The sequence below is a fragment of the Mycoplana sp. MJR14 genome (assembly GCF_029210525.1).
In the GTDB taxonomy this organism is placed as follows: domain Bacteria; phylum Pseudomonadota; class Alphaproteobacteria; order Rhizobiales; family Rhizobiaceae; genus Mycoplana.
In genome coordinates, this window is record NZ_JARGEO010000001.1 from 166721 (window position 1) to 187569 (window position 20849).

Here is a 20849-nt window from a genome sequence, read left to right on the forward strand (position 1 = left end):
GTGCCGGCAGGCGGATGAGGGGCAACCAGCCGCATTTGCAAGATTTCTGAGGGAAGAGGAATCCCATCATGAACTACAGGAACTTCACCATCGAGACCGATGCCGACGGCATCGCGCTTGTCACCTGGGATATGCCGGGCAAGTCGATGAACGTGCTGACCGTCGAGGTGATGGACGAGCTCGATGCCATCATCGATGCGACCGTCGCCGATGCCGCCGTCAAGGGCGTGGTCTTCACCTCCGGCAAGTCGACCTTCTCCGGCGGCGCCGACCTTTCGATGATCAAGGCGATGTTCGGCTTCCAGGCCGAGGAGAAGGCGAAGGACCCGGCGCAGGCCGTCGAGAAGCTGTTCGCGCTGACCGGACGGATGGGCGGCCTGTACCGCAAGCTCGAGACCTGCGGCAAGCCCTGGGTGTCGGCGATCAACGGCACCTGCATGGGCGGCGCCTTCGAGCTGTCGCTTGCCTGCCACGGCCGCGTCGCCTCGAATGCAAAGTCGGTCAAGATCGCGCTGCCAGAAGTGAAGGTCGGCATCTTCCCCGGCGCCGGCGGCACCCAGCGCGTGCCGCGGCTGGCGAACACGCAGGATGCGCTGCAGATGATGACGACCGGATCGTCGCTGACCGGCGCGCGCGCCAAGGCGATGAACCTCGTGCACCAGGTCGTTGCCCCCGAGGAGCTGATCCCGGCGGCGAAACAGATGATCAAGGACGGGCTGAAGCCGGTCGCGCCGTGGGACGAGAAGGGCTTCAAGGTTCCGGGCGGCGGCATCTGGACGCCGGCTTCGGCCCAGCTGTGGCCGGCAGCGCCCGCGATCCTGCGCCGCGAGACCGCCGGCAACTATCCGGCAGCGCTGGCGATCCTCAAATGCGTCTATGAGGGCTTGCAGGTGCCGTTCGACACGGGCCTGAAGATCGAGCAGCGCTATTTCACCCATATCCTGCAGACCACCGAGGCCTTCTCGATGATCCGCTCGCTCTTCATCTCGATGCAGGAGCTGGGCAAGGGGGCGCGGCGCCCGGCGGGCGTGCCGAAGACCGCGTTCAGGAAGGTCGGCATCGTCGGCGCCGGCTTCATGGGCGCTTCGATCGGCTACGTGACGGCGGCAGCCGGCATCCCCGTCGTCCTCATCGACCGCGACCAGGAGGTGGCCGACAAGGGCAAGGCGGTCTGCGAAGGCCTCGTCTCCGGCAGCGTCTCGAAGGGTCGCATCGGCAAGGAAGACGGCGAGAAGCTGCTGTCGCTGATCACGCCGACGACCGACTATGCGGCGCTGTCCGACGCGGACCTCGTCATCGAGGCCGTCTTCGAAGACCGCGAGGTGAAGAAGGCGGTCGCCGAGAAGATCGAGGCGGTGCTGCCGGACGGCGCGATCTTCGCCTCCAACACCTCGACCCTGCCGATCACCGGGCTTGCCCGGAACACGAAACGTCCGGACCAGTTCATCGGCATCCACTTCTTCTCGCCGGTCGAGAAAATGATGCTGACCGAGGTCATCCTCGGCAAGGAAACCGGCGAGAAGGCGCTGGCCGTCGCGCTGGACTACGTCGCGGCGATCAGGAAGACGCCGATCGTCGTCAACGACACGCGCGGCTTCTACGTCAACCGCTGCGTCTTCCGCTATATCGGCGAGGCCTACGACATGCTGATCGAGGGCGTGCCGGCGGCGATGATCGAGAATGCGGCGAAGATGGCCGGCATGCCGGTCGGACCGCTGTCGCTGAACGACGAAGTCGCCGTCGACCTGTCCTACAAGATCTTCAAGGCGGCCCTTGCCGATCTCGGCCCGCAGGCGGTCGATCCGCGTCATATGGCGCTGGTGACCAAGATGGTCGAAGACGGACGCCTGGGCCGCAAGGCCGGCAAGGGGTTCTACGACTATCCGCCGAAGCCGCAGAAAAAGAAGCTGTGGCCCGGCCTGAAGGACCTCTATCCGCAGCAGAGGCCAGACGAGATCGACGTCGGCGTGCTGAAGGAACGGCTCCTGGTGACGATCGCGCTGGAGGCGGCGCGCACGGTCGAGGAGGGCATCGTCACCGATCCGCGCGAGGCCGACGTCGGCTCGATCCTCGGCTTCGGCTTTGCCCCGTACACCGGCGGCACCCTCTCCTACATCGACGGCATGGGGGTCTCGACCTTCGTGGCGCTGTGCGAGAAGCTCGCTTCGAAATACGGCGACCATTTCAAGCCGACGCCGTTGCTGCTCGACATGGCCGCCAAGGGCGAGACCTTCTACGGCCGCTTCGATCCCTATGCGAAAAGCGAGGCGGCCTGAGGCCGCCTCCACGCATTCTCCCCGCCGTTCACAGCTTCGCCTCGAGGATGAGGTTGAAGGGCGTCTGCAGGGCGCGCCGGAAGCGGGTGAAGCCGGCCTTGCGGAAGACGTCCGCCAGCCGCGCCTGCCCCGCCTGTGCGCCTAGTACCATGTGCCCGCCATCGGAGATCGCGTGGGCGCAGCAGATCGTCGTCGAGGCGGCATAGTACATCCGTGCCACCGGCGAGACGTTGTCCTCGACGCGGTCGTTGGCGAAGGGCTCCACCAGCATCACGGTGCCGTCCGGCGAAAGCGCCTCGGCCGCGTGCCGCGCCGCAGCCACCGGGTCGCCCATGTCGTGCAGGCAGTCGAAGAAGCAGATGAGGTCGTAGCCGGTGCCCGGGTAGTCGTCGGCCCGGGCGGTCGCAAAGCTCGTCCGCTCCGCCACGCCGGCCCCGGCGGCCACCTGGCTGGCCTCGGCCACGGACTGGTCGTGCGTGTCGAAGCCGCGGAAGCGCGCCTTCGGAAAGGCCTTGGCCATCAGCACCGTCGAATGCCCGTGACCGCAGCCGACATCGGCGACCAGGCCGCCGGCGTTCAGCTTTTCGACGACGCCGTCCAGCGCCGGCAGCCATTCGGGCACGAGGCTTGCCGCGTAAGCATTGCGGTAGAAGGCGGCGACGCCGCAGAAGAGCCGCCCGTCGTGGTCTCCCCAGGGGATGCCGCTGCCGGTGCGGAAGGCCTGAAGCGCCTTCTCCTCGTCCGCCCACATCGAGGCCGGCACGGCCCAGGCGTTGGGAATGAAGACGGGGCTGTCCTCATTGGCGAGCACGAGGGCCTGCTCGGGCGTCAGCTCGTACGTATTGCTGCTCGCGTGATGGTCGACATAGCCGCCGGCAACCTGCGAGCCGAGCCACTCGCGCACATAGCGCTCGGCGCAGCCGGCACGGCTGGCGAGCTCCCACGAGGTGAGCGGCCCTGCCCCGGCCATGGCCCTGTAGAGGCCCAGCCGATTGCCGAGGCTGACCATGACGCCGCCGTAGCCGGCGGACAGGTCTCCTATCGCGCGCGACAGCAGGGCATCGAGCCTGGCGCTGTCGATCGTCGTGTTGCGGACATGTTCCACGATTCGGTCTCCTTCTTCCTTTCGACAAATCCGTTTGAACGGTCTTGCGGATCATCCCAGCAGAAGGCTGTCTGCGTGAGAGCGGGATTGCCCAAAACCGGTCCGTTCGTGCCACGGGGCGGCGTTTCGAGCCGGTTAGCCAGCCCATCGTCACGGCCGGTGCCGCCGTGCTAGGGTGGCCCCCGGCTTCACCAGGACGAGGTCTGCAATGCCGGGAGCAACGGAAGCGAGGGCGCCGCAGCCGCTCCATGTCAGCCTCGTGGCCCTTCCCGAGGCGGTCGTCTCGACGTTGAGCGGCATCTTCGACGTGATGAACGCCTTCGCCATGGCGCCGGTCCGCGAGCGCACGGCGGTGCCCGCCCCTCCGTTCCGGGTCGAGATCGTCGGCAGCAGGACAGGTCCGCTCGAACTGGCCAGCCGCCTGCCCATCACCGTGCAACGCAGCATCGACACGCTCGCGGCAACGGACATCATCATCGTCCCGTCGCTGCTCCTGGGACCGGGCGGCTGGCAGAAGGGGCGCTATCCGGAACTCGTCGAATGGCTGCGCAGCATGCACCAGCGCGGCGCGCTCCTGTGTTCCGCCTGCTCCGGCCTCTTCCTGCTCGCGGAGACGGGCCTCTTCGACGGTGTCGATGCGACGGTGCACTTCGGCTATGCGGATGCATTTTCGGCGACATTTCCGCAGGTGCCGATCCAGCCCGAGCGCGTTCTCGTCGTCTGCGGCAGGCATGAGGAACTGATCAGTTCCGGCGCGTCGATGACGTGGCACGATCTCGTCCTGTACCTGATCGGCCGTTTTGTTGGAGCGACGGCGGCGCAGGGCGTCGCGCGCTTCTTTGCGCTGCAATGGCATCAGGACGGGCTGGCGCCCTACATGATCTTCGAAGGGCGCAGCGACCATGGCGACGTCGCCATCCAGGCGGCCCAGGCGTGGCTCGCCGCGCATTTCTCGGTGGCCAACCCGCTCGCGGAGGCGATCGGCAAGGCCGGACTGACGGAGAGAACCTTCAAGCGCCGCTTCACCCGCTCGACCGGGCTGAGCCCGATCGCCTATGTCCAGCGGCTCCGGGTCGAGGATGCCAAGCGACGGCTGGAGCGTACGGAGGCGCCGGTCGACGAGATCAGCTGGCAGGTCGGCTACGAGGATCCCGCCTTCTTCCGCCGCCTGTTCCGGCGGCTGACCGGCCTCTCGCCGGGGGCTTACCGGCGGCGCTTCCGGATCCCCGACTATGCCCGGCCGCGCACGGCCGGCTGAGGACGAGGCGTTCGGCGTGGGGCACCGGCCCCGTCGCCGGCCGGGTTTCAGCGCGCCTTCACCGCCGTCCCCTGCTCCTCGTGCGCCTTCCACAGCAGCCAGGCGAGCAGCGGGATCTTGATGACCGTGAGCAGCAGAAGCAGGCCGAAATTGTCCGGCGCGTAATCGGCATTGACGACGGCCTGGCGAACATGGCCGATCGCCACACCGATGTTGAACAGCACGACATAGAGGACGACGGCGGCCTTGAACGACAGGCTTCGCCAGAACGACAGGACAGCGACGACGCCAATGGAGAGATCGGCCACACCGATCTCGAACTGGAACGGGCTCACCTGCCAGCCGATCTGGGCTGCGGCCACCTGCGGCAGGAAGACGTGGAAGAAGCCGCCCCAGATCATCTCTGCCCCGACGGACAGCAACAGCAGCCAGGAGAGGAAGCGGTCAGCAGGGGTTCCGTTCCGCCGGAACCAGGCGATCGCCAGCGCTGCCACGAACAGGACCGTCGGCATGTTGGTCAGGACCAGCCGTATCGCATCTGCCATGGCACCACCTCTGGATGTTTCGACGGGCGTTTCCCGGCAAGGTGACAGAGCGGAGGGGTGTTGCCAAGCCGGTTCGACCGGCGACGTTCATCCCGCCCCCGCGCCCGGGGGCTGGCTTGCGGGTGGTCGGCAAGGGAAAGGCAGGGCGCGCCGAACGAAAGGCGCCGCGGAGCGCTGCGGGCTGCTCCGGCGGGGGCGGCCGCCGTGCATGGCGCCCGGCAGCCGTTCGGAAAAAGATCAGTTGATCGGGATGCGAACGCCGCCGCCGGTATCGGCGGGAAGGGCATAGGTGGTGTTGTTGGCGGCACTCGTCGCGCAGCCCGCCAGCGTCGCAAGCACGATGGCGGCGGCGAGGATGGATTTGAACGGCATCAATTTCTCCGAATGAAGATCAACAATCAGGCGGTGCGGATCTTTGAGAACCGCGCCACAGGCGACAATCCGCCGTCGGTCAGATGAGGCCAGTTCGTCGCATAAGGCAAGTGCCGGAGGCGCACGAAATTCCCCTGTCCGGAATTCTCATGCGCCGCCCGGCCCGATCAGCCGTCAGGCCGCCTCGACGCCCTGGATGGCGGAAACCTGCCAGTTGCCGCGTGGCTTGCGCTGGAAGGTCCAGACCTCCACGGCCTCGCTCGGATGGTCCGGGTCGCCGCTGACGATGCGGCCGGTGGCGCGGTCGCGCATCACGTCGACGCTCTCGTAGCGCATCGCGACGGTCGCGAATTCGGTGCCGTCGTCCTCGCGCCATGCCTCGGCAACGTCGCCCTGGACCAGGTGCACGTCGCGCACCTCGTTGCGGACGCCGCTCGTGGCATTCTCGCTCAGTTCCTCGGCGAGCCAGGACATGGCCTCGGGCGTGGTCAGGCTGCGAAGGGCCGCGTAGTCTTCCGCACCGTAGGCCGCCTGGACCTCCTTGAGCATCGTCTCGAACTGATCGAGATCCTGCTGCCCGACGCCGATCTCGTCGGCCGATTGGCCGCCGGCGCTGCCGGGACGGGCGCCGGACTGGCTGCCCGATCCCGCACCGAGGCTGCCACCGATGGCAGCCCCGAGGCCGCTGCCGGCGCCGCCGCCGATGCTGGGAATCTTGAAGGACGGCGTGCCGGCGTCAGACTGGCGATAGGCCGCGTTTCCGGCTGCGCCGCCATAGGCGGGCTGCTGGGAGCGACGGAAGAAGCGCATCGCCAGCGTGATGGCGCCGAAGATCAGGGCCGCCTGGAACAGCAGGCCGAGGAAGCCCATTGCGCCACCGATGCCGTTGCCCATCAGCATGCCGATCAGGCCGCCCATGGCCAGGCCGCCAAGCAGCGCGCCGCCGAAGCCGCCGAACAGGCCGCCGGGGCGCTGGCCGAACGGCCGGTTGGCCTGCTGGCCCGCCTGGGGCTGCGTCGATTGCTGCCCGGCCGGGCGCTGCGTCATCGTCCGGTCGATCGGCGCCGACTGCGTGGGCGCGGTGCGCGTGACCGGCGGCGGCGTGAAGGTGCGGGTGCCGCGGCTGCCGAACCCGCCGCCGGCCCGGCGGGCCTCGGCGACATCGACCGCGGTCACCATGACCATGAGGGCGACGCCCAGCATTGCGAAAATTCGTCCAAAACGCTGCATCTCAACTCTTCCCGTCGTCTCTTCCCGCGCCAGAAGGGCGCACACGGCGTCCATATAGCGCTCCGAAAGGCCGAGTTTAAGGTCAGGTCACATATTTGTGGCCGCGAATGCCGCTAGGCCACGCTGCGCGGCGCGCCGGCAAACTTGCTGAAGCCGAGCCATTGCTGCATGGCGTTGGCGATCTCCGGGTCGCCGTCGAAGGCGAGATTTCCCGCATCGACCTCCCGGCGGATCATCGACAGTCCCATCCAGATCGCCGTCATGCTGCGAAGCGACGTCGTGACCAGCAGATCGATTTCGAAGCCGGGATCGAACCCGCACAGGTCGACCGTGCCGCAATCGACGACCAGCCACCAGTTCTGCCGGTTTTCCGGCAGCTCGGGATAGAGAAACTGGATGGTGCAGCGGCGCGAGGGCAGCGGCTGCGGGTTCAGGTTGCGGCGCATGTCCCACATGAGCAGCGAGGGGTCGAGGTTCTTCAGGGAGAGCTGCGATTCCACCCAGCGCTGGCCCCAGAAACCGAGCCCCATGACGATCGGCTCCAGATCCCTGCCGGCGGGCGAGAGGCGGTACTCGGTCACCCCCCGCTCGCCGGGCCGGGCGACGATCACGCCGGCCCGCTCGAGCTCCTTCAGCCGCTTCGACAACAGCGCCGGCGACATGCGCGGCACGCCCCGGCGCAGGTCGTTGAAACGGGTCGTCCCGCAGAGAAGCTCGCGCAGGATCAGCACCGTCCAGCGGGTGCAGAGGATTTCGGCGGCCATCGATACGGGGCAGAACTGGCCGTAACTTCCATGCTGGTCCATGATCGTCATCCGGCAACGTCTTCCGGCATCATAGTGTAAACTGGGCGCAGCAGCCACGGGGGTAGTACAGTTCCTGAACTGGACGGGATTGCGCTTTGGTAGGACCCTGTCGCCATTCTTTCGAGGAGGACGCCATGAACACGGCCATGAACGTACCGTCGAACGCTGGCAACGATCGGCCCGCTTTCGATCCGGTGGAAATTGCCCGGACGATTTCGCCCGTCCTGGCGGAGCGCGCCGCACGCTTCGACGAGGCGGACAGCTTCGTTGCGGAGAATTACGAACTTCTGAAGCAGTCGGGCCTGGTGGAGGCCGGCGTGCCGGGGGCGCTCGGCGGCGGGGACGCTGACGTGCGCACGCTCGCCGAGATGCTGCGGACCATGGCGCACGCCTGCTCGTCCACCGCGCTCGCCTTTTCGATGCACACCCACCAGGTGGCGATCCCGGCCTGGCGCTGGCGCCACCAGCAGGTCGCCGCCGTGGAGCCCTTGCTGAAGCGCGTGGCGGCGGAGCGCCTGATCCTGCTTTCCAGCGGCGGCTCGGACTGGATCGGCGGCTCCGGCAAGGCGGTGAAGGTGGAGGGCGGGTACAGGATCAAGGCCCGCAAGACCTTCACGTCGGGAGCCGTCGCCGGCGATCTGCTGATGACCGGCGCCATCCTGGAGACCGGCGAAGGCCCGGACGCGGTGATCCATTTCGCCGCGCCGATGAAGGCGCCGGAGGTCAGCGTCGTCGAGACCTGGCGCGCGCTCGGCATGCGCGGCACCGGATCCAACGACGTCGTCATTGACGATCTGTTCGTGCCGGATGCCGGCGTCGCCTTCAGCCGCCGCGCCGGGGAATGGCACCCGGTGTTCCAGATCATCGCCACCACGGCATTCCCGCTGATCTACGCCGTCTATCTCGGCGTTGCCGAGAGCGCACGCGACATCGCGCTCGACCTGGCGCGCCGGAAGCGCCCGGCACCCGGCCTGCTCGACATCGCCGGGCGGATGGAGACATCGCTGCGGGCCGCCCAGCTCGCGCACCGGTGGATGATCGAGATCGTCGAGCGCAATGCGCCGTCGGCGGAGACCGTCAACGAGGTGATGATCGGCCGCTCGCTCGTCGCCCGGCACGCGATCGAGACCGTGGAACTGGCGATGGAACTCTCCGGCGGCGCCGGCTTCTACCGCGCGGCCGGTCTCGAGCGGCGCTTCCGCGACATACAAGGTGCACGGTTCCATCCGTTGCAGCCCGGTCCGCAGGCGCAATATGCCGGCGCGATGGCACTGGGACTGCCCGTCGCGACGATCTTCTGAACCTGCGCGGCCTCTTCCGGCAATCGGGAGAGGCCGCCGTGCCGGTTGAATGACGCCACGTTGGCCCGGGTCGAAGCGCCCAAGGGGGTAGGCCGGCTCAGCCTCCTGTGGGAGTTGCCATCGCCCATGGCCGACTGTAGGATGCCGGTTCCACCCCGCTTCCGGCGTGGATTCAGACTGGGAAGCGACGCCCACGCGCTCGCTCTATGTATTTCGGTGTTCTCACCGTCAGCTCTCGCTGCCAGCATACGATCACATCAAGCCGTTGCTGAAGGGAAATACGGGGTCCACACAATCTCATTCTTTTTCATGCGCGGCACGGCCACGGCTCCACGTGAGAAACGTAGAAGTACACTTGGAGGTTAAAATGAAGAAGCGTACCGTAACTGTCGTAATTTGTGCCGCGCTCGCCTTGTCAGCCTGCCAGTCGCAACCGGTTTCCCACAGCGTCATCGACCGCAATGCCGAATTCGGCTGCGTGGCCGGAACGGTTGGCGGAGCGATCGTCGGTGGCATGGTGGGCGCAACGATCGGCGCCGGAACCGGCCAGATCGCTGCCATCGGCGGCGGTATCGGTGTCGGCGGTGTTCTCGGCAATCGCCTGGCATGCAGATAGGCGGAAAGGACAGATGATGAACAAGGCAGTTCTGGTGGCGGCTTTCGTGGCCTGCCAGTGCACTCTGTCGTTTGCCCAGGCGCAGACGGCTGCAATCCACCAGGGTCACAAGGACCAGCTCGACACCAACAAGGACGGGACCGTCCAGCGCAGCGAATACCAGACGTTCATGGCTGCGGCCTTCACCGGCCTCGACAAGAACAAGGACGGCAGGCTGAGCAAGCCCGAGGTCGGAACGATCCTGACGGTGGAGCAGTTTTCGGCCACCGACGGCGACGCTAACGGCAGCATCAGCCAGGCCGAGTTCATGAACAGGGTGATGGCCGACTTCGCAGCCGCCGACCGCAGCGGCGACGGGGCCCTGCAGTAGACGGGGCCTTGCAGTAGCGGACGACGGGCGCGGCTCCGCACGTTCGCGGAGCCGGCCCCGCATCCCGGCTGCCGGCGCGGCGCACGACCTCCGGTCGTCACGATCAGGACTGAACGGCGCGGCGAGCCGAGCGTTCCGCACCGATGACGAGGACGCCTGCGCCGATGATCAGCCCGGCGCCGACGAAGACGTTTGCCGACGGGACCTCGTGCCAGATCAGGAAGCCGAGCAGGAATCCCCAGATCAGCGAGGAATATTCGAAGGGGGCGAGCAGCGACACTTCCGCCCGTCGCATGCCCTCGAACAGCGCGTACTGCCCGACACCCGCAAGCACGCCCGTGCCGACGATCAGCGCAAGCTCGGACAGGCTCATCGGCTGCCAGAGGAACGGCAGGGCAAGGCCGGTGAACACCATCAACAGGGCGCTGGAGATCAGCATCTGCACCAACGTGCCCTCCTCCAGCGCGGTCTTGCGCAGCAGAATGGTGGCGATCCCCCAGAAGACGGCGGCCTGCAGGGCCAGATAGACCGGCCAGGAGACGGCGAGCCCCTGGCCGAAGACATCGCAGGCGACCAGCACGCCGACGAAGCCCGTCAGCACCGCGATCCACCGGCTCGGCGGCACCGTCTCGCCGAGAACCGGCATGGCCAGCACCGTGACGACGATCGGCGCCGCATAGTAGAGCGTCGTCAGCTGCGCCAGACCGAGATCGCGCGCCGCCGTGTAGTAGGAGAGCCAGGCGGCCAGGAGCAGCAGCGTGCGCCACAGCATCGGCCACAGGACGGGCGAGCCGGAGGCCCGGCGCAAGGCGGGCCCCCGGCCGATCGCGGCACAGATGGCGACGATGGTCACGCTGCGGATGAACAGCACCTGGCACACCGGCAGCGTGGCGACCAGCCATTTGACGGAGGCGTCCTGGAGCGAGAACAGAAAGAACGAGAGCGTCGTCAGCAGTATGCCGACCAGGGGAAGCGATTGCACGGCGGGTCACTCCGGGCGCAGGAGTTGCACCCATTCCCCTCTGATAGCGCCGGCCGCGCCGTTGCGAAAGGGGGGCGGCCGATGATCCTGGTGGTCGGCGCCTCCGCACCCCACCGACCCGTGCGCGGCACCCGCCCTGAATAGCCTGTTACGCAGGAACCAGCCGTGACCGGCGATTTCTGAAAATATTTCTTCATAAAAATTAGAATGCGCGAATAAACATCGGCGCAGCACCGTTGATGGCACATGCGGGCTGCCTGGCAGCCGCGACCATCGCGCCAGATGCGAGACCAATGAAACGAGTGCGTCGACCGAGACGTCACGCGAATGCAGGAATTCATGATCGAAGAACAGGGATAGTCCGCCGATGCCGTGCTCCTGACGCACGCGACAGGCGGAAGGAGAACGGGACACATGACGTACGAATCCAGAAAGGACGCAAGGGCTGCGCTTGTCAGCGGGCTCCTGCTTGCCGCGATCGTCACGGTCAGCGGCGGCTTCACCATTCTTTCCGCGCATCCGGGCACGTTCGCCCCCCGGATCGCCGCCGGCAAGGTCAGCCTCACCGAAATCCGCCGCGAGGCCTATTGCGCCTATGCGGTCAAGCGGCTGGCGCCGGGCGCAGTCAACATCCGGCTTGCGGAGAGCCCGGACGCGAACACCCGCATCATCCGCTTCGGCCCGGACGGCGCCAACATCGCGCGCTGCGAGTTCCTGCCCGAGGCCCAGACGGGCGACCTGCGCATGGGCACGATGAGCCTCAACCAGAAGCGCCTGCACCGGCAGGTGATCGACGCCATCAACATGCGCATCGACGTGCTCGAATACCGCCGCGGCTGAGCGGATCCGGGCGGTCGCCCCGCCCGGCCGCATTGCTGCAATGCGCGATTGTGCATGCAAATCAGCCCGCCGCGGTATATGGCGGGATATGGATTCCAAACGCACCGGCTACATCTTCACGCTCCTGGCGATCGCCATCTTCGCGCTGCAGGACGGGATATCGAAGCATCTGGGCGGGCTCTACCCGCCGGTCTTCATCACGATGATCCGCTTCTGGGCGTTCGGTGCGTTTGCGGTCCTGATGGCCTCCCGCTCCAAGGGCGGCCTGCGCGCGGCCGCAGCGGCGAAGCGACCGGTGCTGCAGATCGCCCGCGGCATGCTGCTGGCCGTGCAGATCATCGTCATCATCAATTCCTTCACGATGGTGGGGCTTGCCCACAGCCAGGCCATATTCGCCGCTGCGCCGCTGTTCGTGGCGCTCCTGTCGGTTCCGCTTCTCGGCGAGAAGGTGGGATGGCGGCGCTGGAGCGCGATCCTGTTCGGACTGTGCGGCGTCATCATCATTCTCGGGCCCGGCGCAGACGGCATCGACCCCATCCTGATCGTGCCGCTCGCGGGCGCCGTGCTCTTCGCCTTCTACGTGATCGCCACCCGCTTCGTCAGCCGCGACGATTCCGCCGCGACGAGCTTCTTCTATACGGGCGTGGCGGGCGCGGTGGTGCTTTCCTTCACCGCGCCGTTCTACTGGACGGCGCTTGCACCCGTCGACTGGGTCTGGATGGCGCTCCTGTGCGCCACCGGCATTTCCAGCCACTACTTCCTGATCCGCGCCTACGACCTGCTCGACGCGGCCGCGGTGCAGCCGCTGACCTACCTCCAGCTGGTGCTGGGCGCCCTGATCGGCGCCACCGTCTTCGGCGAACAGCTGACCCCGAACATGCTGATCGGCTCGGTGATGGTCGTCGGCGCCGGCATCTTCACGATCTGGCGCGAAAGCGTCGTCGCTCGACGCAAGGCGGGAACGCCCGACAAACCGTAGAAAGGATTATATTCCTTTTTTCTTTACTGCAGCCGGCCGTTTCGCTATGCTCGCGGCATCCGGGCAGACACGGCCGGAGCGGACCAGGAAGAAAGAGATGTTTTCCCACGAACGGATCTGGGCGGCGATCGATGCGCTGGCGGAGCGCCACAGGCTTTCACCTTCCGGGCTGGCCCGGCGGGCCGGCCTCGACCCGACCTCGTTCAACAAGTCCAAGCGGCTGGGCGCCGACGGGCGGCTGCGCTGGCCCTCGACGGAATCGATCGCCAAGGTTCTCGACGCGACCGGGACGACCATCGACGAATTCATCGGCCTGCAGACCAACGGCCAGGGCGGCGGCCTGCCGCACGGCGCGTTTCCGCCGCAGCCGGGATCGATCCCGCTGCTCGGCTTCGCCCAGGCCGGCGCCGGCGGCTTCTTCGACGACGGCGGCTTTCCGGCCGGCCAGGGCTGGGACGTGGTCGAATTCCCGACGTCGCCCGAGCGCAAGCAGGGCGTCTATGCGCTGGAAGTCCAGGGCGACAGCATGATGCCGCTCTACCGGGACGGCGACATGCTGATCGTGGAGCCGGGCGCGCAGGTGCGCCGCGGTGACCGTGTCGTCGTCCGGACGAACGGCGGCGAGGTGATGGCGAAGGTGCTGCACCGGCTGACGCCGCGCTCGATCGAACTGCTGTCGCTCAATCCGGAACATCCCAACCGCACCTTCGACATCCAGGAGATCGACTGGATCGCGCGGATCATCTGGGCGAGCCAGTGAAACGGGAGTTGTCTTCTTGAGCATCCTTGCGACAGGGTCCGCCAACCGCGCCCTCTTCGGCGGCATCGGCTGCGTCGTGCTGACGGCGCTCCTCGTCATGATCGGCGCTGCCCAGATCCGCGGCCGCGAGGCGGCAGGCGGGCAGGACTTCACGCTCGAAGTCCCCGACGCCAGCCTGTTTCCCGCCGAGAGCGGCGAGGACGATATTCCCATGCCAGCCGCTTCCGGCGCGAATTCGGATCAGGCGCAGGCGCAGGCCCCAGAGTTGCCGGCGCCGCCCATGCCGGCCGCGCAGCAGGGCGGCGTCGCGGCCGGAACCAGTGCCGGAGGCGAGACCGGGCAGACGGCGTCGCCGGAGCCCCAGGCTGCACCGGCACAGCCGACGCCACGGTTCAACGCCGCGGCCGTGCCCGCGGTGGCGGAGCCGCCGGTGTCGTTTGCCCGCCCGATCGTGCTTGCGGCCGGTCGCTTCAGCATCGCCGGAAAGGTGCTCGAACTCGAGGGCGTCCTTCCCGTTGCGGTCAACCGGCAATGTCAGGACAGCGCCGGCGAAGGGTGGCCCTGCGGCCGGATGGCGCGCACCGCCTTCGCCAACCTCGTGCGCGGACGCACGATCGACTGCGCCGTGCCCGCCAAGCAATGGAGCGGCACGGCGACGGCGCGCTGCACGGTGGCGGGAAAGGACCTGTCGCAATGGCTTGCCGAAAATGGCTGGGCGGAGGCTGCGCCCGGATCGCCGTTCGAAGAGGCGGCCGATGCCGCACGGCAGGCCGGGCTCGGTCTCCACAGCCCGAACCCGCGCGGCAAGGCGACGCAACGGCCCGACCGGCCGGCCGGCGGCGAACCCGCAAACCAGACCCTACCGCAACAGCCCTGACGAAAGATTGCCATGACCGGTCCCCACGCGCCACAGGAAGCCCTCGTCCACGTGATGGTGATGATGTCGGCCGTCGACAATGCGATGACGGACGCGGAACTGGCCCGCATCGGCCGGCTGGCACGCTCGCTGCCGGTGTTCGACGGCTTCGACGATTCGCTGATCATCCTGCTCGCCCAGGAATGCGCGGCGATGCTCTCGGCGCCCGAGGGGCTGGACGTTACCCTCGAAGTCATCCGCGATCGCCTGCCGGCCGCATTTGCCGACACGGCCTATGCGCTGGCGGTCGAGATCGCCGCCGCGGACCACCGGATCCGCAACGAGGAGATCCGCCTGCTGCAACTGCTGCGCGATCGGCTGGAGCTGGACAAGCTGACCTGCGCGGCCATCGAGCGCGCGGCGATCGCCCGGTTCCGCCGGCTGTGACCGGCACGGCACCGCCACCCGCCGTCGACCGCCGGACGGACCAGATCTTTCCGGGCGCTCAGTAGATGTCGACCGGGAAATAGCGCAGGTAGATTTCCCCCAGCCGCCCGCTCCGGGCAAGCGACAGCAACGCATGGTCGATCGCCCCGCCGATGACGGGCTCGTCCTTGCGGGTCATGATCGTCAGCCCCTCGCCGAGGAAGGCTTCGGAGACATAGGCGCCTGGCAGCAGCCGGCAGCAGTTTGCGGCCTGCGGGCCGACCGTCCAGAACGCGAACTGCATCCCGTCGCCGAAGACCGCATCGACCTTGCCCTCCTTCAGGGCCAGCATCGCCGCAGCCGGGCTATCGAGCGGCACCGGTCGCTGCGCGGGGAAATAGGCGGCGAGCATCGCCTCGTGCACGCTGCCGCGGACGACGCCGACGGCGGCGCCGTCGAGGGCTGCGACCGTCGTCGCCTTCCCGCCGGAGCGGACCATGAAGCGCGCGGGCAGGCGCAGGTAGGGCCGGGAAAAGACGAAGTCGCGCCGCAAGCCGGCCGTCACCGCTATTCCCGCCACGACCGCCTCGCCGGCGTCCTTTTCGAGGCTTTCGCGCAGGTCGGCGAAGGGCAGCGCCTGGATCTGGCACTTCGCCGCCAGTTCCAGCTCGCGGCAGATCTCGCGGACGAGGTCGACGTTGAAGCCGGCCAGCTTTCCCGTCTGGTCGATGAAATTGAACGGCGGGAAATCGACCGCCGTCAGGAACCGCAACCGCGGCAGGCCGGAAAGGTCCGGCCGGGCGATCCGCTCCCGGCTGTCGAAGCTCGTCGGCAGCCCGCCCGGTGCCCCCGGCTCGGCGGCCGCGGCCGAACAACCCATCGACACGCATAGCGCGAGCGCTGCGAAAATTTCGCTTGAAGCTTTTCGGAGTTTCCGCATAAATATCAACTTGGGGTTTAGAGGGGACGCCGCTACATGACGTGCGGCGCTGGCCGCATGCGACTGGCAGACTATCCCGATCAAAGTTCCATTTCCACCGCAATCCCAGGTGCTGTGGACGGCCCCTTGGCGTCGCCGGAAACGCTGACGATCCGCGCCGATCTCCTCGAGGAGGCGAGGCTGCTGCGGCGCCTCGGCTTCGGCAAGCCGCTGATATCCGAGCTCCTGTTCAAGGCGACGGTGAACCGGACGAGCCTGGAGGCCGAGCTGATCGCCGCCGGTCCGGTTCGCAGCGACATCTACTACGAGGCGCTGGCGGAAATGCTCGGCCTGGCCTTCCTGCGCCGGATCGATGCGGGCCGCGTCGTCGACATGGCGGGGCTCGACACCCAGTTGCTGCAGCCGCAGATGGTGCGACTGACCTCCGGCGCAAGGCCGCCGATCACGGCGATCGTGCCGACGGCCGCGCGGATGGCGCAGCTTCAGGAAACGCTCGCAAGGCAGCCGGCGCTGCGAAACCTGCTCGCGGTGACGACGCCGCGGGCGATGCGGGAGGCCGTCTGGCACGCCGGCGCGGCGCGGCGCATCCGCGAGACGACGGCAGGCCTGTTCGAGACTGCGCCGGAATTCAGCGCCCGCGTGACCTTCTGGGGACGGCAGGGTTTCTATACCGGCGCTGCCATCTGCGCGGCGGTCTTCACCGCCATGCTGGCGCCGGAGCTGGCCGTCGTGACGCTGCATCTCGTCCTCAGCGCGCTCTTCGTCGCCGCCCTCGTCATCCGGCTCAGCGCATTGTTCGGCACGGCGGCGGACGGCGCGACGTCCCCTGCCCCGCCACCCGCCGAGCCGCGGCCCGTCTATTCGGTGTTCGTCGCGCTCTACCGCGAGGCGGAGGTCGTCCCGCAGCTCATCGACCATCTCGACCGGCTCGACTGGCCGCGCTCGCGCCTCGACATCAAGCTGATCTGCGAGGGCGACGACACCGAGACACTCGCAGCGCTGCGCGGGCGCGACCTCGGCGCACAGTACGAGATCGTCGAGGTGCCGCCCGGCCGTCCCCGGACGAAGCCGCGCGCGCTCGCCTATGCCCTGCCCGCGGCCCGCGGCTCCTATCTCACAGTCTACGACGCCGAGGACCGGCCGCATCCCGGCCAGCTCGGCGAAGCCTGGGCCGCCTTCCGCGCGGCGCCGCCGGACGTCGCCTGCCTGCAGGCGCCGCTCGTCATCTCCAACGGGCGGTCATCCTGGATCAGCGCGCTGTTCGCGCTGGAGTATGCCGGCCTGTTCCGGCGGCTCCTGCCGCTTCTCGCCGCCCGGCGGCTGCCGATGCCGCTCGGCGGCACGTCGAACCATTTCCGCACCGACATTCTCAGGACCTGCGGCGGCTGGGATCCGTACAACGTTACCGAGGACGCGGATCTCGGCATGCGGCTGCACCGGATGGGCTTTCGCTGCGCCACGCTGCGGCGGCCGACGCTGGAGGACGCGCCGGACGATACCCGCGCCTGGCTGGGGCAGCGGACCCGCTGGTTCAAGGGCTGGCTGCAGACCTGGCTCGTGCTGATGCGCCGGCCGGGCCTGCTCGTCTCCGAAATGGGCCTGCTGCCGTTTGCCGCCTTCCAGGTGCTGATCGGGGGGCTGCTGCTTTCCGCCCTCGCCCATCCGCTCCTTCTCGCCCATGTCGTCCGGGTCATGGTCGCGGTGGCCGCGGACGGCCCCTTCGTCGTCGGGCCGCTGGCCCTCTTTCTCTTTGCCATCGATGTCGCCAACATCTTCGGCAGCTATGCCATCTTCATCGCGCTGGGCTGGAAGCCGATGCGCGCGCGCGAACGCAGGGCGGTCGGCTGGCGCTGGGTCCTCGTCCCCGGCTACTGGATGCTGATGTCGCTCGCCGCCTGGCGCGCCGTGGCCGAACTGCGCCGCGACCCCTTCTTCTGGAACAAGACCGCCCACCGCCCCGTCGCCCCCGGATCGCCCGGGGTATCAGGGATGTCGGGGTCGCCAGCCGGCGCCCATGCCGAAAATCCCATGCCTCCACCCTGAGGTCCTGGCCAATGTTCGGAAGACGCAGCGGATGAAACCGCACAGGAAACGCGGCTCGCAGTACCGGCGGCAAGCGGGATGCGGTCTGCAGGGGGCTGGAGTAAGCGGTCTGCGGGGGCTGGAGCGGGTAGCGGGAATCGAACCCGCGCGTTCAGCTTGGGAAGCTGACAGGCTACCATTACATCATACCCGCGAATGGCCGGGGGAAGTCATCGGCGAGATTGGCGGGCGTGTCAAGGGTGGGGAACCGTCTGGGTGCGAAGCCGTCCGCTCGAGGCCCTGATATCCGCGCCCCCGTTGTCGCGCCCAAAGTTCAATGCGAACTCAAGGCAATGCCGCCTGAGCCCGCCTCAGAACGCGGATCTGTAACGCAAAGACCGCTTCATTATAAGCATCGTCAGCATGTCGAAGATATATTTCATTGCGACAGCCAGTGAAAAACTCAAAACGATTACGATTACCACGTTCAACACCTCAAACATACCTAATTTTGAAACAAAAAATACTATCGGATTGTGTATGATATAGACGAAGAGCGTCGTGGATGCGAGGAGGCTCAACATACGTGCGAGGGGCAGTGGCGCCATGAACTGTGGGTAGAAAGCGAGAACCGCTACAGTGGCGGCTAATTTTGCCGCCACAAACTTCTGCATGCCGAGTCCCATCAAAAGAACCATGTCGACACAGATCAGAATAAACGTGACAAAAACAGTCTTTTCATCTCGCATCTTGCAGATCATCCATCCGGCGGCGAAAATAGAAAGACACTCAGCAAATCCTCGTTCAACGTGGTATGGCACCCCTCCAATTTCACCTTGCAGTATATATTCAACGGTCATGACAACAATCAGAAATAAATTCAAAACCGCCGCCGAACCCCACGGATATCTTTCTATCGAATGACGCATTGTGGGAATTATTGATACGACCGCCAAGAATACAACGATCTGGACGTAGAGAGATACGAATCAATACGGTTCCAGCAACGTTCCATAACTCCAAATTCTATAATTCCCTACGAGCAATATATAGTCCAGCGGGACGTTTTCCCGCATCATTCCATAACAAATCAACAAAACGTAATACAATGGAATAATTAAATACATAGTCTTCAAAATTATCTTACCGTAATTACCTTCTTCAATCTGTTTTATCTGGAATTTAGCAGCAGAAAAACCAATGAGAAGAATCAATATCCATGTCCCGCCGTAAAAAATCGAATAGTCGCTTGCATGACCAATGACGATCATCGTAATCGCCGCCAGGCGCAATACGATATCCGATCCTATGCCAACGACACCACGACTGCGGGCAGACGCCGGAGCCGCCAAGAGATTGGAAAGTTGAGAAACCGTCATGTTTTCCCAACCCTGTGGGGCCTGTCCCAACCGCTCTTCAAGAAACATCTGCACGTCAATGTAGCTTAAAGAGTCGCCGCCCAACGAGGTAAAACTGTCGGAAGCACTGACGGAGCGGCTACGCGTTGCACGCTTCAGTGTATCCGCCACGCTCTCGGTTGATCGGGCACTCAATCGCTCCACGTCATTTTTTGCGATCAACTCCTCGGCAATTGCGCGCAACGCCCTTTGATCGGGCTTGCCGGATGACAGCAATGGCAACTCTTCCAACGGCCCAGCAACCAAGGCATCTTGAGGAAGCGCATAGGCGTCACAGACGATTTGCACCACCTCGTCGCCTTGGTTTGAATCACGATGAAGGAGAACGAGGCGATCGCCCACCGACACCGCGTTCGCGACCACTCCCTTGTCGCTGAGAACCGCCTCGATCTGATCAAGACTGAGGCGCAAACCATAAAGCTTCACAAAGCGCTTCAGACGGCCAACGATGCGGAAATAACCGCCTGGCGTCCGTTCAGCGATATCGCCGGTTCGAAGCTCCAGGCATTCCTTTCCCAACGCAAGATCCGCGCGGCTCTGCGCATACCCCATCATAACGTTGGGCCCTTGGTAGACCAACTCACCGGCTACGCCCGTTCCCGTGATTTCCTTGCCGCTATCGTCGACGAGCCAAAGCCGACCTCCAGGAACCGCCTTTCCAATCGTGTCAAAAGCAGTCGCAACATCTTCGGCAGGGACAAAGGAAATGCGCGGTGCGGCTTCGGTCTGGCCGTACATGATAAAAAAGAGCCATTTGTTCTCTGTGGCCATTTCAGCAAAGCGTTTCGCCAATCCAGGGGCCAGCTTACCCCCGGCCTGCGTCATGTAGCGAAGGCTTGGCAGTTTCCAGACCTCTGGACTCATGTGATTCAGCAATTCGATTTGATGCGGCACCATTGCGAGGCTTGTCACGTGCGCCTGGCGCGCATCTTCCCAGAATTGCGCTTCAGATACCGAACGTTCAGTCATCAACAGGCAAGCGCCGACCAGGAGGTAAGAATTTATGACCGATATTCCGTATGAATAGTGGAGTGGCAACGTTGTTGCCGCACGATCAGAGACCTTTATATCCAAATATTCTGCAATCGAAGCGGCGTTCGATGCGATATTCTCCCGCGAAAGGCGAACCAGCTTCGGATCGCCGATGCTACCCGAGGTCGATAGAAGCAGCGCAAGCTCTGCTGCGGGCTCTTCGGTCGACCCGGCCCCCAATACTCCCCCAACCTCAGACTGAACAATCTCCAGCCCCGTGTCCGAGCACGCGATATGGATGTCGGGGTGCCAGATATTGGACAAAGCCGTATTCGGGTTCAGCTGCCCTTTCTCCACAACGAGCAAAGGAAAGCCGGTTCGCAGAACCCCTATATAGGCGGCAATGGCCTCCGGGGATGTCACAAAGTCCAAGGCTACCAAAGGGCGACTTGTTCTCGCGCTTTGTGTCACGCGCTCCCGCCATCTGTCTGCCATTTGGTCAAGCTGCCGATAGCTAATGGAGTCGGAGGCGGGGAATATGAGCGCAGGATTATCCCACATCTCATCTGAAAATTCTTCGAAGAGCCAGAATTTCTTAAACCTATACATATTATTCAGCCTCCAAAATATATTGCAACCCCAAGATAAATCATCGAGAAATAGCGCTGCACTGACCCGCTTGGATGATTTTTTTATTTATTAACTTGATGAAATTATTTCTATAGAACAGCAGTACGATTACTGAATGAACAGTACGAAAATTCTATTCAATACT

At 65.4% G+C, this 20849-nt stretch carries 20 protein-coding genes and 1 tRNA gene; 11 read left to right on the forward strand and 10 right to left on the reverse strand.

The window, feature by feature from the left end:
* The first annotated feature begins 65 nt into the window (after positions 1-65).
* On the forward strand, positions 66-2276 hold the full coding sequence (locus P0086_RS00810) for a 3-hydroxyacyl-CoA dehydrogenase NAD-binding domain-containing protein (RefSeq protein WP_275782737.1): 2211 nt from the start codon (positions 66-68) through the stop codon (positions 2274-2276).
* A 28-nt stretch (positions 2277-2304) separates the two neighbouring features.
* Here P0086_RS00810 and P0086_RS00815 read toward each other — a convergent pair whose 3' ends face one another.
* Positions 2305-3381 (reverse strand): class I SAM-dependent methyltransferase, encoded by a 1077-nt coding sequence (locus tag P0086_RS00815; RefSeq protein WP_275782084.1) that lies wholly within the window; start codon positions 3379-3381, stop codon positions 2305-2307.
* Positions 3382-3589: 208 nt separating this feature from the next.
* Between P0086_RS00815 and P0086_RS00820 the strand changes: the two genes are divergently transcribed.
* Positions 3590-4639: a helix-turn-helix domain-containing protein gene (locus P0086_RS00820; protein WP_148178237.1), complete on the forward strand. Its 1050-nt coding sequence runs from the start codon at positions 3590-3592 to the stop codon at positions 4637-4639.
* Positions 4640-4686: 47 nt separating this feature from the next.
* On the opposite strand, the gene P0086_RS00825 is transcribed toward P0086_RS00820, so the two are convergent.
* The 4 genes from P0086_RS00825 to P0086_RS00840 all read right to left on the reverse strand — a co-directional run bounded on the left by P0086_RS00825 (position 4687) and on the right by P0086_RS00840 (position 7592).
* Entirely contained in the window at positions 4687-5184 is a 498-nt protein-coding gene (locus P0086_RS00825) for a DUF6790 family protein (protein WP_112609210.1), read from the reverse strand.
* 237 nt (positions 5185-5421) lie between these two features.
* A complete protein-coding gene (locus P0086_RS00830; protein WP_275782085.1) occupies positions 5422-5556 on the reverse strand; it encodes a hypothetical protein in 135 nt (44 codons plus the stop codon).
* A gap of 174 nt (positions 5557-5730) precedes the next feature.
* On the reverse strand, positions 5731-6786 hold the full coding sequence (locus tag P0086_RS00835) for a Tim44 domain-containing protein (protein ID WP_275782740.1): 1056 nt from the start codon (positions 6784-6786) through the stop codon (positions 5731-5733).
* Between the two features lie 113 nt (positions 6787-6899).
* On the reverse strand, positions 6900-7592 hold the full coding sequence (locus tag P0086_RS00840) for a helix-turn-helix domain-containing protein (protein ID WP_112596384.1): 693 nt from the start codon (positions 7590-7592) through the stop codon (positions 6900-6902).
* 134 nt (positions 7593-7726) lie between these two features.
* On the opposite strand from P0086_RS00840, the gene P0086_RS00845 reads away from it, so the two are divergent.
* From P0086_RS00845 to P0086_RS00855, 3 genes are all read left to right on the forward strand, one after another.
* Positions 7727-8893 carry an acyl-CoA dehydrogenase family protein gene (locus P0086_RS00845; RefSeq protein ID WP_275782086.1) on the forward strand — a complete coding sequence of 389 codons (1167 nt, stop codon included), beginning with the start codon at positions 7727-7729 and terminating at the stop codon, positions 8891-8893.
* Positions 8894-9260: 367 nt separating this feature from the next.
* Positions 9261-9509: a hypothetical protein gene (locus tag P0086_RS00850; protein WP_275782087.1), complete on the forward strand. Its 249-nt coding sequence runs from the start codon at positions 9261-9263 to the stop codon at positions 9507-9509.
* A gap of 16 nt (positions 9510-9525) precedes the next feature.
* On the forward strand, positions 9526-9879 hold the full coding sequence (locus tag P0086_RS00855; protein ID WP_275782088.1) for an EF-hand domain-containing protein: 354 nt from the start codon (positions 9526-9528) through the stop codon (positions 9877-9879).
* Positions 9880-9982: 103 nt separating this feature from the next.
* Here the strand turns inward: P0086_RS00855 and P0086_RS00860 are convergent, their stop codons facing one another.
* Positions 9983-10861, reverse strand: a complete 879-nt coding sequence (locus P0086_RS00860) for a DMT family transporter (RefSeq protein ID WP_275782089.1) — start codon at positions 10859-10861, stop codon at positions 9983-9985.
* A gap of 414 nt (positions 10862-11275) precedes the next feature.
* On the opposite strand from P0086_RS00860, the gene P0086_RS00865 reads away from it, so the two are divergent.
* The 5 genes from P0086_RS00865 (at position 11276) to P0086_RS00885 (ending at position 14743) form a co-directional block, all read left to right on the forward strand.
* Entirely contained in the window at positions 11276-11701 is a 426-nt protein-coding gene (locus P0086_RS00865; RefSeq protein WP_112596100.1) for a hypothetical protein, read from the forward strand.
* An 88-nt stretch (positions 11702-11789) separates the two neighbouring features.
* Entirely contained in the window at positions 11790-12680 is an 891-nt protein-coding gene (locus P0086_RS00870; protein ID WP_275782090.1) for a DMT family transporter, read from the forward strand.
* Positions 12681-12777: 97 nt separating this feature from the next.
* A complete protein-coding gene (locus P0086_RS00875) occupies positions 12778-13440 on the forward strand; it encodes a helix-turn-helix transcriptional regulator (RefSeq protein WP_112596095.1) in 663 nt (220 codons plus the stop codon).
* 16 nt (positions 13441-13456) lie between these two features.
* Positions 13457-14317 carry a hypothetical protein gene (locus tag P0086_RS00880; RefSeq protein WP_275782091.1) on the forward strand — a complete coding sequence of 287 codons (861 nt, stop codon included), beginning with the start codon at positions 13457-13459 and terminating at the stop codon, positions 14315-14317.
* Positions 14318-14329: 12 nt separating this feature from the next.
* Positions 14330-14743: a tellurite resistance TerB family protein gene (locus P0086_RS00885; protein WP_112596087.1), complete on the forward strand. Its 414-nt coding sequence runs from the start codon at positions 14330-14332 to the stop codon at positions 14741-14743.
* Between the two features lie 58 nt (positions 14744-14801).
* On the opposite strand, the gene P0086_RS00890 is transcribed toward P0086_RS00885, so the two are convergent.
* Positions 14802-15602 (reverse strand): transporter substrate-binding domain-containing protein, encoded by an 801-nt coding sequence (locus P0086_RS00890; RefSeq protein WP_275782092.1) that lies wholly within the window; start codon positions 15600-15602, stop codon positions 14802-14804.
* Between the two features lie 186 nt (positions 15603-15788).
* On the opposite strand from P0086_RS00890, the gene P0086_RS00895 reads away from it, so the two are divergent.
* Positions 15789-17705: a glycosyltransferase gene (locus P0086_RS00895; RefSeq protein ID WP_275782093.1), complete on the forward strand. Its 1917-nt coding sequence runs from the start codon at positions 15789-15791 to the stop codon at positions 17703-17705.
* 119 nt (positions 17706-17824) lie between these two features.
* Here the strand turns inward: P0086_RS00895 and P0086_RS00900 are convergent.
* The 3 genes from P0086_RS00900 to P0086_RS00910 form a co-directional block, all read right to left on the reverse strand.
* Positions 17825-17898: transfer RNA gene (locus tag P0086_RS00900), tRNA-Gly, on the reverse strand.
* Between the two features lie 157 nt (positions 17899-18055).
* Complete coding sequence (locus P0086_RS00905) at positions 18056-18544, reverse strand: hypothetical protein (protein ID WP_275782094.1); 489 nt, start codon at positions 18542-18544, stop codon at positions 18056-18058.
* Positions 18545-18673: 129 nt separating this feature from the next.
* On the reverse strand, positions 18674-20683 hold the full coding sequence (locus tag P0086_RS00910; protein WP_275782095.1) for an AMP-binding protein: 2010 nt from the start codon (positions 20681-20683) through the stop codon (positions 18674-18676).
* Positions 20684-20849: the final 166 nt, after the last annotated feature.

Excerpts from the sequence above, each read along its gene's own strand:
- P0086_RS00845 (WP_275782086.1), top strand. The coding sequence starts at position 7,727 with ATGAACACGGCCATGAACGTACCGTCGAACGCTGGCAACGATCGGCCC.
- P0086_RS00835 (WP_275782740.1), bottom strand. The coding sequence starts at position 6,786 with ATGCAGCGTTTTGGACGAATTTTCGCAATGCTGGGCGTCGCCCTCATG.
- P0086_RS00865 (WP_112596100.1), top strand. The coding sequence starts at position 11,276 with ATGACGTACGAATCCAGAAAGGACGCAAGGGCTGCGCTTGTCAGCGGG.
- P0086_RS00855 (WP_275782088.1), top strand. The coding sequence starts at position 9,526 with ATGAACAAGGCAGTTCTGGTGGCGGCTTTCGTGGCCTGCCAGTGCACT.
- P0086_RS00850 (WP_275782087.1), top strand. The coding sequence starts at position 9,261 with ATGAAGAAGCGTACCGTAACTGTCGTAATTTGTGCCGCGCTCGCCTTG.
- P0086_RS00840 (WP_112596384.1), bottom strand. The coding sequence starts at position 7,592 with ATGGACCAGCATGGAAGTTACGGCCAGTTCTGCCCCGTATCGATGGCC.
- P0086_RS00905 (WP_275782094.1), bottom strand. The coding sequence starts at position 18,544 with ATGACCGTTGAATATATACTGCAAGGTGAAATTGGAGGGGTGCCATAC.
- P0086_RS00890 (WP_275782092.1), bottom strand. The coding sequence starts at position 15,602 with ATGGGTTGTTCGGCCGCGGCCGCCGAGCCGGGGGCACCGGGCGGGCTG.
- P0086_RS00830 (WP_275782085.1), bottom strand. The coding sequence starts at position 5,556 with ATGCCGTTCAAATCCATCCTCGCCGCCGCCATCGTGCTTGCGACGCTG.
- P0086_RS00875 (WP_112596095.1), top strand. The coding sequence starts at position 12,778 with ATGTTTTCCCACGAACGGATCTGGGCGGCGATCGATGCGCTGGCGGAG.
- P0086_RS00820 (WP_148178237.1), top strand. The coding sequence starts at position 3,590 with ATGCCGGGAGCAACGGAAGCGAGGGCGCCGCAGCCGCTCCATGTCAGC.
- P0086_RS00885 (WP_112596087.1), top strand. The coding sequence starts at position 14,330 with ATGACCGGTCCCCACGCGCCACAGGAAGCCCTCGTCCACGTGATGGTG.
- P0086_RS00870 (WP_275782090.1), top strand. The coding sequence starts at position 11,790 with ATGGATTCCAAACGCACCGGCTACATCTTCACGCTCCTGGCGATCGCC.
- P0086_RS00910 (WP_275782095.1), bottom strand. The coding sequence starts at position 20,683 with ATGTATAGGTTTAAGAAATTCTGGCTCTTCGAAGAATTTTCAGATGAG.
- P0086_RS00825 (WP_112609210.1), bottom strand. The coding sequence starts at position 5,184 with ATGGCAGATGCGATACGGCTGGTCCTGACCAACATGCCGACGGTCCTG.